Here is an 11,522-nt window from a genome sequence, read left to right on the forward strand (position 1 = left end):
TGGGACGGGAAGAAGGCAAAGCCGGCCGTTGTCGAGCTTGAAGCATGCATGCGGCTCAGCCGGCCGGCTTGCGCGAACCTTTTTTCGACACCACAAAGGTTTCGATGTCGGCCAGCGAAACGGCGCCGCTATGGCCGGTATCGATGGCATCAAAGTTTTTGTACACCTTGGGCATTTTGGCCTGTGCTTCTTCGCGTGTCAGCTTGCCGTCCTTGTTGGTGTCGGCCGCGTCAAAGCGCTTTTGCAATTCGGTGCGGGCTTTTTCCAGGCGGGCGGCGTTGGCTGACTGGGCATGGGCCGCGGTGCCCAGTGCCAGCACGGCCATGATGGAAAAAGCGCGGAGGTGGAAGGTGGGGGTCATGAAAGTGCTCCAGGTAAAGGTTGGAAGGTTTGGAAGAATCCGCTCCGGTGGAAGGCCGGGCCCGTTCAGCGCGAGGGGCAACTCATGGCCGTGCCCGTGGCGTCATAGCAGGTCGTGCTGCGCGTGACGCCGGTGGCCTGGTTATAGGACGCCGTGCTTTGCACGCTGTTGCCGGTGGCGGCGCTGGTGGCCGTGGTGTTGCGGCTGGCGTTCACGCTGCCGTCGGCGGTTTTGCTGCTGCTGCCGCTGCTTTCCACGCTGCCTTTGGCGCCGGTGGCGGCGAAGCTGCCACTGCGCTCGGCCGAGCCGTCCGCGCTGCGGCTGGCCTGGCCGTTGCGCACGGCGGTGGCACCGTTGGGGCCCGTGGTGGAGACGCTGCCCGCGGTGCTGGCATTGCCTTGCCCGTCGGCGGTCGTGCTGCGGTTCCGTACCCGCGTGCCGCCTTGCGGGCCCTGGCGGGTGATGGCCTTGCTGACGGTGGCGCCGCCATCGGCGTGGGTTCGCACCACGTGGCGGCTGGCCGCTTCGGCGGCGGGGGCGGCAAAACCCGCGACCAGCAAGGCACATGTCAGGGCGGTGGCGGAAAGCGTGGTTTTCATGGCGAACTCCTTGAAGGTTGGTGTTGAACGGTGAAGGGACTTGAGGTTTCGGCCGTATTGCAGCGCCGTGACGCCACTGTGGCCGCAAGATGTGAACCAGGCATGGCGGCAAGCGGCCTCTTGATGACAAGGCATGAGCAAACCCCGGCTTTGTCATCATTTGTCATGATTTGCCGGGCAGGCGGCCGGGCGCGGGCCGCTACCATGGGGGCATCTTTCTTGCTGCGGGTGTTTCCGATGGTTGTTTTCAACGCGCTTTTGCAGACAGGCCCATCACCATGAGCGAGCCACTGGCCCGGGTCCTGGTGGTCGACGACGAGGCCGACCTGCGCAGCCTGCTGCAGCGCTACCTGGGCGACCAGGGCTATGCCGTGCGCACGCTGGAGGACGCCAAAACCCTGGACACCCTGCTGGCGCGCGAGCGCTTTGACGTGCTGGTGCTCGATGTGATGATGCCGGGCGAAGACGGCCTGGCGGTGTGCCGGCGCCTGCGCGCCCAGGGCGAAACCATTCCCATCGTCATGCTCACCGCCCGCGGCGACCCGGTGGACCGCATCGTCGGGCTGGAAATGGGCGCCGACGACTACCTGCCCAAGCCCTTCAACCCGCGCGAACTGCTGGCCCGCATCCAGGCGCTGGTACGTCGCCAGCGCATGCTGGGCGCGCACAGCGGTCCGCTGCCCGGCCGGGGCACGGTGCGCTTCGGCGACTTCACCCTGGCGCTCGATGCGCGCCGGCTGGACAAAAACGGTGAGGACGTGCCGCTCACCACCGGCGAATTCAGCCTGTTGCAGGCGATGGCGCTGCATCCCAACCGCCCCCTGGGCCGCGACAGGCTGATCGAGCTGGCCTATGGCCGCGACCACGAAGCCACCGACCGCAGCATTGACGTGCAGGTCATGCGCCTGCGCAAGCTGATCGAAGCCGACCCCTCGCAGCCGGCGCACATCCAGACGGTGTGGGGCGTCGGTTATGTGTTTGTGCCCGAAGGCGGCGCGGCCAGACACGGCAAGGCGGGCAAGCCATGAGGTTTTTTGCATGACGCTGTTCCCGCGCAGCCTGTTCGGGCGCAACGTGCTGCTCATCGTGGTGCTCGTTGTGGTCGGCCAGCTGGCCAGCGCGCTGCTGGTGCGCCAGCTGATCGTCAAGCCGCGGCTGGCGCAGCTGTCGGTGGCGGTGGCCCGCAACGTCGGCGCCATCCGCGCCGGCCTGGCCGCCATGCCGCCGGCCCAGCGCGAAGCCTTTGTGGCCCAGTTCAACCGCCGTGCCATGCAGGGCATCGCGGACGACGAGGAAGGCGGAGGCCGCGGCCAGCGCCCGCTCCTGAGCCGGCTTGAGCGGCGCTTCGTCAATGAAGCCTCGCGCGGCATTGCGCTGGAAGGCGAGGGCTCCGAAATCATCTGGCGCCGCGAGGCCGGCGGCAGCCTGGCTGTGCGGCTGCGCCTCGATGGCGCCGACCATTGGGTGACCTTGCCCGGCGTGCTGCCGGCGCGCGAATTCACCGGTGCGTGGATCGCGGCCTCGCTCACCAGCGCCTTGCTGGCCTTGCTGGGCGCATTGCTGATCCATCGCCACCTGAACCGGCCCCTGCGGCGCGTGGTGGCTTCGGCGCACACCCTGGCCGGCGGCGGCAGCCCCCAGCCGCTGCCCGAAGACGGCCCCACGGAAATCGCCGACCTGAGCCGCAGCTTCAACCAGATGGTGCGCAGCCTGGCCCAGGCCGACGACGAGCGCGCGCTGATGCTGGCGGGGGTGTCGCACGACCTGCGCACGCCGCTGACCAAGCTGCGCCTGGGCATAGAGATCCTGCGCGAAAAGGCCGATGAGGAACTCATGGCCCGCATGACGCGCGGCGTGGAAGAAATGGACGCCATCATCGGCCAGTTCCTGGACTTTGCCCGCAGCACCGACAGCGAAGCCCCGGTACCCGTGTCGCTGGATGCGCTGGCGGCCGAGGTGGCGGCCGCCTCGGCCGGCCAGGGCATGCCGGTGGCGCTGGAGGCCGGCAACGCGCCGCCCGTGCCCCTGCGCCCGCGCGCGATGCGCCGCGTGCTCACCAACCTCGTCGAAAACGCCTGGCGCCACGGCCTGCCGCCGGTCGTGATCGCTACCGGCAGCTCGGGCGATTCGGCCTGGATAGAGGTGACGGACCATGGCACCGGCATTGCCGCCGCGCAGGCCGAGGCCTTGAAGCAGCCTTTTCGCCGTGCTGAAAGCACGCGCGGCGGCCCTCCCGGCGCCGGGCTGGGCCTGGCCATCGTGGACCGCATCGTGCGCGTGCATGGCGGCAGGTTTGAACTGCTGCCGGCCGCAAGCGGCGGACTGTGCGCCCGGATCAGCCTGCCGCGGGCCTGACGCTGCGCCTGCGCCACGCGCCCGCCCAAGACAAAAACAACAATAAAAAAGGCCGACGCGCAGGCGCCGGCCTTGGGATCACCCTGCCTTCAGGGTGCTTTTAAGAATGCGCTCAGAGGAAGTGGTAGCGCAGGCCGAAATTGACCTGGTTCACCGCGCTGCTGCCCGTGGAGGACGTGCCGACGCGGTTGTAGCGCACCAGCTCCGCCGTGGCATCCACATTCGGCGAGATGGCATAGGCCACGCCGGCGCCCAGCGCCAGCGAGGTGTTGGAGCCCGTCGTCGAGACGTTGGCGGTGCTGCCGGTGGCCGACGCCGTATCAAGCGAGGTATGCCACTGCTCGACACCCGCGCGGCCATAAACCGACCACTGCTTGTCCAGCGGCGCGATGCCCAGCACATGCAGGCCGAAGCCGTGCGCCTTCCAGGTGCCCGAGGCGCTGTCCGCCGCCGGCGATACGATGGCCGACTGCAGGTCCGTCGAGCCTATGCGGTCATAGCTGGCCTCAAAGGCCAGGTTGGGGTTGAGTCGGTAACCCAGCCGCAGGCCGCCCGAGGTGCCCGGCGTGCCGGTCGAGGTGCTGCTGCCCAGCCCCTGGTTGGCCAGGGCGCCGTCAATGCTGCCGCCCAGGCCGGGCGCTCGGCTGGCGGCGATATTGCCGCCGATGTAAACATCCTGTGAGTTTGCCGCCAGCGGCGCCGCCTGTGCCGGTTGCGCCAGCGCGGCGCCCAGGGACAGCGCGGCGGTGGACAGCCACAACAATTTGGATGAATAGGTGAACTTCATGTTTTCTCCGGAAAAAGCCGGCGCATGGCGCCGGCAACTTCTGACCTGCCTGGGCGGGCAACAAGTGCCCTTGTTCAGCCCAGGCCGCGCAGGACCCTGCGCACCGCCATTGAGCGATGGCCCGGTATAGCGGCGGTCTAGCGCCGGTAAACCGACGGTAAAAAAACTGTGACTTTACGCAGCGCGCCGCGCGAGCCGGCCTGCTTCGTCAGTGACGGGTCAGGCCGGCCACCTGGACGCGCAGTGGCCTCAGCCGAACTGCACCAGGTTGAGGACGGGCAACGGGCCGCCGGGGAATTGCGCCAGGCGCGCGCCTACCGCCAGCGCGCCCAGGTCTATGCCCGAGAAGCCGAGCCGGGCGATCAGCGCGGCCACAGTGGCTTTGGCCGCGGCGTCGTCGCCCGAAAAAAACAGCACACGCTTGCCGCCTTCGCTGCCCGGGTCGCTGGCCAGCAGCTGGGCCTGCAGGTGGTTGAAGGCCTTGACGACGCGCGCGCCGGGAACCAGGTCGCTGAACACCTCGCTCGAGAGCCGGCCGTTCAATTCGGCGGGCTTGAACAGCGGCGCTTCAATCGGGTTGTTGGCGTCGATGACGATGCGGCCGCCGAAATCCGGCAGGCCGGCCAGCGCGGCCGGCAGGCGGCCCCAGTTGACGGCGACAAACACCATGTCTTTCGCGGCCGCTTCTTCGCGCGTGCCGGCCTTGATGCCCGGAAGTTCGCGCACCAGGTCCTTGAGCGAGTCCGGGCCGCGGCTGTTGGACAGCGTGGCGGGGATGCCGTGGCGGGCCAGGTTTTTGGCAAAGGCCGTGCCTATGGCGCCGGCGCCGATGATGCCAATGCTGGGGAAGCTTGTGTTGAGGGTAGACATGAATTCACTCCTTGGGTTGTCGATGGGTTGTTGAAGGGGGGTTGGTGGAGTGAATGATGGGATTTCGATTGTGTTTTGATAAGCCAGGAATGGCTTGAATCATCTTCAAGCATTGCTTTAAGATGCCGCCATGGAGACCCTGGCCAACCTTGAGTCCTTTGTGCGCAGCGCCGAGGGCCGCAGCTTCTCGGCGGCGGCGCGGCGCCTGGTGCTGACACCCGCGGCCGTCAGCCGCAATGTCGCCATGCTGGAGCGCAACCTCGGCGTGCGGCTGTTCCAGCGCTCCACGCGCAAGCTCACGCTGACCGAAGCCGGCGAACGTTTCCTGGCTTCGATTGGCGGCAACCTCGACGCGCTGCAGTCCGCCATCGCGGCCCTGGCCGATGACAGCGGCGCGCCCGCCGGCCCGCTCAAGGTCAGCATGTCGCCGACCTTTGGCGTCGAGCACATCCTGCCGCTGCTGCCGGCCTTCCTGGCACGCTACCCCCTGGTGCGCCCCGACTGGTATTTCGAGAACCGCCCGGTCGACCTGATCGCCGAGGGCTATGACGCCGCCATAGGCGGCGGTTTTGAGCTCTCGCCCGGTGTGGTGTCGCGCCCCCTGGCGCCCATCCACCTGGTGGCCGTGGCCTCGCCGGCCTTTATGGCCGGGCGCCCACCGCCCACCGATCCCGCGGGCCTGGCCGGGCTCAGCGGCATCCTGATGCGTTCCAGCGCCACGGGCCGGTTGCGCCAATGGCTGATGCGCGATGCCGCCGGCACCGAAATGCCGGCCGCCCAGGCCGAATCCGTGGTGGTCAACGACCCCGCCGCCATGCGCGCCGCGGCCCTGATGGGCCTGGGCGTGACCTTGCTCGCGGTGCCCGACGTGCTGCCGCAGCTGGAACGCGGCGAACTCGTGAGGCTGCTGCCGCGCTGGTATGTGGATGCCGGCGCCATCTCGATTTACTACGCCACGCGCAGCCAGATGCCCGCCAGGACCCGTGTTTTCATCGACTTTGTGGCCGATGCCTTCGAGCGCGGGCAACTGGGCCGGCGCTTTGCCGGCAGCCTGGGTTAGGGACTCCATCGGGGCGCCAGCAGATACCGCAGACTTCACCCACAATCGCTGTCTTCGCATTCCTTTACAGGCACAAGGCAGTCCATGACCCAATCCCTCAAAGTCGCCGTGATGGGCGCAGGCGCCGTCGGTTGTTATTTCGGCGGCATGCTCGCGCGCGCCGGCCATGAGGTCGTGCTGGTCGCGCGGCCCCAGCATGTGCAGGCCATTGAGCGCGACGGCCTGCGCATGGAAACCCGCATGTTCGACGAGCATGTGCGCCTGGCCGCCAGCAGCGACCCGGCCGCCGTCCAGGGCGCCGACCTGGTGCTGTTCTGTGTCAAGTCCACCGACACCGAATCGGCCGGCGCGCTGATACGGCCGCATCTCAAGCCCGACACCCTGGTGCTGTGCCTGCAAAACGGCGTGGACAATGCCGATCGCCTGCGCGCCGTACTGCCGCAGCATGCCGTGGCCGCCGCCGTGGTTTATGTCGCCACCGAAATGGCCGGCCCCGGCCACCTCAAGCACCACGGCCGCGGCGACCTGGTGATCGAGCCTTCGGCCCTCGGCGAAACCGTGGCGCGAGCCCTGATTGCCGCCGGCGTGCCCACCGAGATTTCTGCCAATGTGCGTGGCGCGCTCTGGGCCAAGCTCATCCTCAACTGCGCCTACAACGCCGTCTCGGCCATTGCCCAGCTGCCTTATGGCAAGACGGTGCAGGGCGTGGGTGTGATCGATGTGATGCGCGACGTGGTCGCCGAATGCCTGGCGGTCGCCAAGGCCGAAGGCGTGCAGGTGGCCGGCGACGTGCACACCGCCGTGGAGAAGCTGGCCGGCAGCATGCCCAACCAGTACGCCTCCACCGCGCAGGACCTGGCGCGCGGCAAGCCCACCGAGATCGACTACCTCAACGGCCTGATCGTCAGGCGCGGCGAGGCGCTGGGCGTGGCCGTGCCCGCCAACCGGGTGCTCTGGGCCATGGTGAAGCTGCTCGAAGGAAAAGCGTCGGCAAGCTGACCCATCCGACCGGATTTTTCCTTGTAGACACAGCTTGATGAATGACTCCTTCCCCCAGAGGGGAGGGGGCAAGAGAAATGGCAAGGGCAGGGCGCAGGCGTCACAAACCGGCGGCGTCAATCGTCATAGAGGCAGGTGGTACTCAAATGAGCACCGCCACCTCCACCTCTAGCTCCACCCTGGACCAGAAAGTACACCCATGAAAATCGTCGTCATCGGAGGCTCAGGCCTCATCGGATCCAAACTCGTCAACATCCTTCGCCAGCGCGGCCACGAGGCCATCGCCGCATCGCCGGCATCCGGCGTCAACACCCTCACCGGCCAGGGGCTGGCGGAAGTCCTTGCGGGCACCCAGGTGGTCGTTGACGTGGCCAATTCGCCCTCGTTTGAAGACAAGGCCGTGCTGGAATTTTTTGAAACCTCGGGCCGCAACCTGCTCGCGGCCGAAGCGGCCGCCGGTGTCACGCACCATATCGCTCTCTCCGTCGTGGGTACCGACAAGCTGGTGGAAAGCGGTTATTTCCGCGGCAAGATCGCCCAGGAAAAAATCATCAGGGCCAGCAGCATCCCTTACACCATCGTGCACTCCACCCAGTTCATGGAGTTCCTGGGCGGCATCGCGCAGTCGGGCACCGAAGGGCAGACGGTGCGGCTGTCACCGGCCTTTGTGCAACCCATTGCGTCGGACGACGTGGCCGCCGCGATGGCCGATTTCACGCTGGGCGCGCCGGTCAACGGCACGGTCGAGATCGCCGGCCCGGAAAAGGTTCGCCTGTCCGACCTCGTCCAGCGCTTCCTGAGCGCAAGCAATGACCCGCGCAAGGTCGTCGCCGACCCGCAGGCGCGCTACTTCGGCGCCGCGCTCAAGGACGACACCCTGGTGCCCGTTGGCAAGGCGCGCCTGGGCGGCATGACTTTCGAGGACTGGTTCAAATCCCAGCCCGCGAAATAAGGAGCAAGAGGCAGGAGGCACGAGTGAGGGCAGGGCGCCGGTGTCACAAACCGGCGGCGCCAATCGTCATCAGGACAGGTGCGCCTCAATCCCGAGCCACCCCCGCAACCCTGTGAAGAAGCCATCATGAACAAGACCTGTGTTTCCCTGTTTCTCGCAAGCGCCGCCTTGCTCGCCCAGCCCGCCATGGCCGCCGGCCCCGAGGGCGTGACCGTCAAGCCGGTCATGGCCAAGGACCTGTCCGATCTTCCTGGCAAGGAAGGCCTGATGATCACGGTGGACTACGCCCCGGGCGCCGCCGACCCGGTGCATCGCCATCACGCGCATGCCTTTGTCTATGTGCTCGAAGGCGCCATCGTGATGCAGGTCAAGGGCGGCAAGGAGGTCACCTTGACGGCCGGCCAGAGCTTTTATGAAGGCCCCAACGACATCCACACCGTGGGCCGCAATGCCAGCGCCACGCTGCCGGCAAAGTTCCTGGTCCTGCTGCTCAAGAAGAAAAAAGCCGAGGTGCTGGAGCTGCTGAAGTAAGCACCAAAATGTTGAGCCAGCCCCGACCGGTGCACGCATTTGGGGCAATGCGCCCGGCATGCCGGCGCCTGCGGGGGCAAAAAAGCCGGTTTCAGGCCGCATTCCCGGCGGCACAGTAGTTGCTTTGAGTGATCCGCCCGGCTAATGACGGCCGGGCAAGGCGCGGCCCACAGGCCGTTGCCCGGCGGATCCATGGATAACGACGTCCACTTCCAGCCTCCCATTTTTTGGGGGCGCCTGGGGGTGGATTTTTTTTGGCCTTTTGCGGCCGCTCATTAAAAAACTCGAGGATGGTATGGCTTATTTAGTGCCTTCAGAATTTGTGACCAAGATGGTGGACGCGGGGGAGTCCAAGATCTTCATGTCCACCCGCGACACCGTTATCCGGGCCTATATGGCTGGCGCCATCCTGGCCCTGGCGGCCTGGTTCGCCGTCACCATCAATGTGCAGACCGGCCAGCCCCTGCTGGGCGCCGTGCTGTTCCCGGTGGGTTTTGTCATGCTCTACCTGTTCGGCTTCGACCTGCTGACCGGCGTGTTCGTGCTGTGCCCGCTGGCGCTGATCGACAAGCGCCCGGGCGTCACCGTCAAAGGCGTGCTGCGCAACTGGGGCTTGGTCTTTACCGGCAACTTCCTGGGGGCGTTCACGGTGGCCGTGATGATGGCCATCTACGTCACCAACGGCTTCTCGACGGAGCCCAGCGCGGTGGGCAAGGCCATAGGCGTGGTGGGCGAGAACCGCACCCTGGGTTACCAGAAGTACGGCGCCAACGGCATGCTCACGCTTTTTGTGCGCGGCATGCTGTGCAACTGGATGGTGTCGGCCGGCGTGGTCGGCGCGATGATCTCCACCCAGGTCAGCGGCAAGGTGATCGCCATGTGGATGCCCATCATGCTGTTTTTCTACATGGTGTTCGAACACTCCATCGTGAACATGTTCCTGTTCCCTTCGGGCCTGCTGCTGGGCGCGCACTTCACCATCATGGACTACCTGATCTGGAACGAAATCCCCACGGTGCTGGGCAACCTGGTGGGCGGCCTGGCCTTCACCGGCTTGACGCTGTACGCGACCCACGTTAAAACCGGACCGAGCCGTTCCTTCAAATAATCCGCCTCCAACACAAAAGCCCTCGCGCATGCAAGTTGCGCGAGGGCTTTGCCGCCACCCCCTATGTCCCCTGAACTGAAGATATCGGCAGGCCAGTATTCGGACAAGGGCCGCAAGGAAAGCAACCAGGATTTCCACGGCATCTACGTGCCGCAGGAGCCGCAGCTCAGCGCCAAGGGCATCGCCATCGCGCTGGCCGACGGCATCAGCAGCAGCGCCGTCAGCGACGTGGCCAGCCAGTACGCCGTCACCGGTTTCCTGGAAGACTATTACTGCACCTCGGAAGCCTGGACGGTCAAGACATCGGCCGAGCGCATCCTGAGCGCCACCAATTCCTGGCTGCACGCGCAGACGCAAAAAAGTCCCTACCGCTACGACCAGGACAAAGGTTATGTGTGCACCTTGAGCGCCATGGTCATCAAGTCGGCCACCGCGCATATTTTTCATGTCGGTGACTCACGCATCTACCGCCTGCGCGGCAAGGCGCTGGAGCAACTGACCCGCGACCACCGCGTGTGGATTGCCCAGGGCCAGAGCTACCTGGGCCGCGCGCTGGGTTTCAAGCCCCAGCTGGAAATCGACTACCAGACCCAGCAGCTGGAGCAGGGCGACATCTTTTTGCTGGCCACCGACGGCGTGTACGACCATGTCGGCGAGCACGACATGGCCGCCATCATCCACCGCCATGCCGATGAGGCCGGCGGACTGGATGCGGCCGCGAAATCCATTGTCGACAAGGCCTTTGAGCGCGGCAGCGCCGACAACCTCACGGCCCAGGTCGTGCGCGTCGATGCGCTGCCACGCCGCGAGGCCGGCGAGGTGCTGCAGCAGCTGTCAGGCCTGCCGCTGCCGCCCATGCTCGAGGCCAGGGCTCAGTTTGACGGCTACACCATCGTCCGGGAAGTGCAGGGCAGCAGCCGCAGCCATATCTACCTGGCCACCGACAACGACACGGGCGCGCTCGCCATCCTCAAGACGCCCTCCATAGATCTGGGCGGCGACCCGGTTTACCTTGAGCGCTTTTTGACCGAAGAGTGGATCGCCAGGCGCATCAACAGCGCCCATGTGCTCAAGCCCTATGTGCCGACCCGAAAACGCCACTACGTGTATGTGGCCACCGAATACATAGACGGGCAAACGCTGGCCCAGTGGATGATCGACAACCCCCGGCCCGCGCTGGAGGCGGTGCGCGGCCTCATTGAGCAGATCGCCAAAGGCCTGCGCGCCTTCCACCGGCTCGAGATGCTGCACCAGGACTTGCGGCCCGAGAACATCATGATCGACGGCACGGGCACCGCCAAGATCATCGACTTCGGTTCAACCCGTGTCGCCAGCCTTGTGGAGGCCGATACCCCTGGCGCGCCGGGCGGGCGGGACAACATCCTGGGCACGGCCCAGTATTCGGCGCCCGAGTATTTCCTGGGCGAGGGCGGCACCACGCGCTCCGACATCTTCTCGCTGGGCGTCATCACCTACCAGATGCTCACCGGGCGGCTGCCCTATGGCGCCGAAGTCGCCAAAAGCCGCACCCGCGCCGCGCAAAACCGGCTGCGCTACGACTCCGCGCTGCGCGACGACCGCGAGATCCCGGCCTGGATAGACGACGTGCTGCGCAAGGCCGTGCACCCCGACCCGGCCAGACGTTATGGCGAACTGTCGGAGTTTGTGTATGACCTGCGCCACCCCAACCGGGCTTTCCTGCACAAGACGCGGCAGCCCCTGCTGGAGCGAAACCCGCTGGCCTTCTGGCGAGGACTGGCCTTGGTCCTGGCCGCGGTCATTGTGGTGATGCTGGCCTTGAAATCGACGACGGGCTAATCCCGGAGCCGTTCACAAAACCCAGCGAAGCGGTCCTGGCCAGGCGCGCCGCCGCAGACAGTGCACCAGCACGGCAAGGCGG

12 protein-coding genes are annotated in these 11,522 nt (G+C 66.3%); 8 read left to right on the forward strand and 4 right to left on the reverse strand.

Annotation, left to right across the window (positions count from 1 at the left end; translation table 11 throughout):
• Positions 1 to 55 precede the first annotated feature (55 nt).
• Positions 56 to 361: an EF-hand domain-containing protein gene (locus PMI15_RS18325; RefSeq protein ID WP_007872520.1), complete on the reverse strand. Its 306-nt coding sequence runs from the start codon at positions 359 to 361 to the stop codon at positions 56 to 58.
• Positions 362 to 426: 65 nt separating this feature from the next.
• Positions 427 to 960, reverse strand: coding sequence for a hypothetical protein (locus tag PMI15_RS18330; protein ID WP_007872522.1), 534 nt, complete (start codon positions 958 to 960; stop codon positions 427 to 429).
• A 278-nt stretch (positions 961 to 1,238) separates the two neighbouring features.
• Between PMI15_RS18330 and ompR the strand changes: the two genes are divergently transcribed.
• A complete protein-coding gene (gene ompR / locus PMI15_RS18335) occupies positions 1,239 to 1,988 on the forward strand; it encodes a two-component system response regulator OmpR (protein ID WP_007872524.1) in 750 nt (249 codons plus the stop codon).
• Between the two features lie 10 nt (positions 1,989 to 1,998).
• Positions 1,999 to 3,315 carry an ATP-binding protein gene (locus PMI15_RS18340; protein ID WP_007872526.1) on the forward strand — a complete coding sequence of 439 codons (1,317 nt, stop codon included), beginning with the start codon at positions 1,999 to 2,001 and terminating at the stop codon, positions 3,313 to 3,315.
• A 112-nt stretch (positions 3,316 to 3,427) separates the two neighbouring features.
• On the opposite strand, the gene PMI15_RS18345 is transcribed toward PMI15_RS18340, so the two are convergent.
• Both PMI15_RS18345 and PMI15_RS18350 read right to left on the reverse strand, forming a co-directional pair.
• Entirely contained in the window at positions 3,428 to 4,102 is a 675-nt protein-coding gene (locus tag PMI15_RS18345; protein ID WP_007872528.1) for a porin family protein, read from the reverse strand.
• A 249-nt stretch (positions 4,103 to 4,351) separates the two neighbouring features.
• A complete protein-coding gene (locus tag PMI15_RS18350) occupies positions 4,352 to 4,972 on the reverse strand; it encodes an NADPH-dependent F420 reductase (RefSeq protein ID WP_007872532.1) in 621 nt (206 codons plus the stop codon).
• A 130-nt stretch (positions 4,973 to 5,102) separates the two neighbouring features.
• On the opposite strand from PMI15_RS18350, the gene PMI15_RS18355 reads away from it, so the two are divergent.
• The 6 genes from PMI15_RS18355 to PMI15_RS18380 all read left to right on the forward strand — a co-directional run bounded on the left by PMI15_RS18355 (position 5,103) and on the right by PMI15_RS18380 (position 11,440).
• Positions 5,103 to 6,032, forward strand: coding sequence for a LysR family transcriptional regulator (locus PMI15_RS18355; RefSeq protein WP_007872534.1), 930 nt, complete (start codon positions 5,103 to 5,105; stop codon positions 6,030 to 6,032).
• An 84-nt stretch (positions 6,033 to 6,116) separates the two neighbouring features.
• Positions 6,117 to 7,031, forward strand: a complete 915-nt coding sequence (locus PMI15_RS18360) for a ketopantoate reductase family protein (protein ID WP_007872537.1) — start codon at positions 6,117 to 6,119, stop codon at positions 7,029 to 7,031.
• 199 nt (positions 7,032 to 7,230) lie between these two features.
• Positions 7,231 to 7,983 carry an SDR family oxidoreductase gene (locus PMI15_RS18365; RefSeq protein ID WP_007872539.1) on the forward strand — a complete coding sequence of 251 codons (753 nt, stop codon included), beginning with the start codon at positions 7,231 to 7,233 and terminating at the stop codon, positions 7,981 to 7,983.
• Between the two features lie 126 nt (positions 7,984 to 8,109).
• Entirely contained in the window at positions 8,110 to 8,514 is a 405-nt protein-coding gene (locus tag PMI15_RS18370; protein ID WP_007872541.1) for a cupin domain-containing protein, read from the forward strand.
• Positions 8,515 to 8,809: 295 nt separating this feature from the next.
• Positions 8,810 to 9,622, forward strand: a complete 813-nt coding sequence (locus tag PMI15_RS18375; RefSeq protein WP_007872543.1) for a formate/nitrite transporter family protein — start codon at positions 8,810 to 8,812, stop codon at positions 9,620 to 9,622.
• 63 nt (positions 9,623 to 9,685) lie between these two features.
• Positions 9,686 to 11,440, forward strand: a complete 1,755-nt coding sequence (locus PMI15_RS18380) for a bifunctional protein-serine/threonine kinase/phosphatase (RefSeq protein WP_007872545.1) — start codon at positions 9,686 to 9,688, stop codon at positions 11,438 to 11,440.
• Positions 11,441 to 11,522: the final 82 nt, after the last annotated feature.

The sequence above is a fragment of the Polaromonas sp. CF318 genome, from assembly GCF_000282655.1.
GTDB lineage: Bacteria > Pseudomonadota > Gammaproteobacteria > Burkholderiales > Burkholderiaceae_C > Polaromonas.

What these genes read in the sequence shown, in the direction of transcription:
- PMI15_RS18325 (WP_007872520.1), bottom strand. Translation starts at nt 361, where the DNA reads ATGACCCCCACCTTCCACCTCCGCGCTTTTTCCATCATGGCCGTGCTG.
- PMI15_RS18330 (WP_007872522.1), bottom strand. Translation starts at nt 960, where the DNA reads ATGAAAACCACGCTTTCCGCCACCGCCCTGACATGTGCCTTGCTGGTC.
- ompR (WP_007872524.1), top strand. Translation starts at nt 1,239, where the DNA reads ATGAGCGAGCCACTGGCCCGGGTCCTGGTGGTCGACGACGAGGCCGAC.
- PMI15_RS18340 (WP_007872526.1), top strand. Translation starts at nt 1,999, where the DNA reads ATGACGCTGTTCCCGCGCAGCCTGTTCGGGCGCAACGTGCTGCTCATC.
- PMI15_RS18345 (WP_007872528.1), bottom strand. Translation starts at nt 4,102, where the DNA reads ATGAAGTTCACCTATTCATCCAAATTGTTGTGGCTGTCCACCGCCGCG.
- PMI15_RS18350 (WP_007872532.1), bottom strand. Translation starts at nt 4,972, where the DNA reads ATGTCTACCCTCAACACAAGCTTCCCCAGCATTGGCATCATCGGCGCC.
- PMI15_RS18355 (WP_007872534.1), top strand. Translation starts at nt 5,103, where the DNA reads ATGGAGACCCTGGCCAACCTTGAGTCCTTTGTGCGCAGCGCCGAGGGC.
- PMI15_RS18360 (WP_007872537.1), top strand. Translation starts at nt 6,117, where the DNA reads ATGACCCAATCCCTCAAAGTCGCCGTGATGGGCGCAGGCGCCGTCGGT.
- PMI15_RS18365 (WP_007872539.1), top strand. Translation starts at nt 7,231, where the DNA reads ATGAAAATCGTCGTCATCGGAGGCTCAGGCCTCATCGGATCCAAACTC.
- PMI15_RS18370 (WP_007872541.1), top strand. Translation starts at nt 8,110, where the DNA reads ATGAACAAGACCTGTGTTTCCCTGTTTCTCGCAAGCGCCGCCTTGCTC.
- PMI15_RS18375 (WP_007872543.1), top strand. Translation starts at nt 8,810, where the DNA reads ATGGCTTATTTAGTGCCTTCAGAATTTGTGACCAAGATGGTGGACGCG.
- PMI15_RS18380 (WP_007872545.1), top strand. Translation starts at nt 9,686, where the DNA reads ATGTCCCCTGAACTGAAGATATCGGCAGGCCAGTATTCGGACAAGGGC.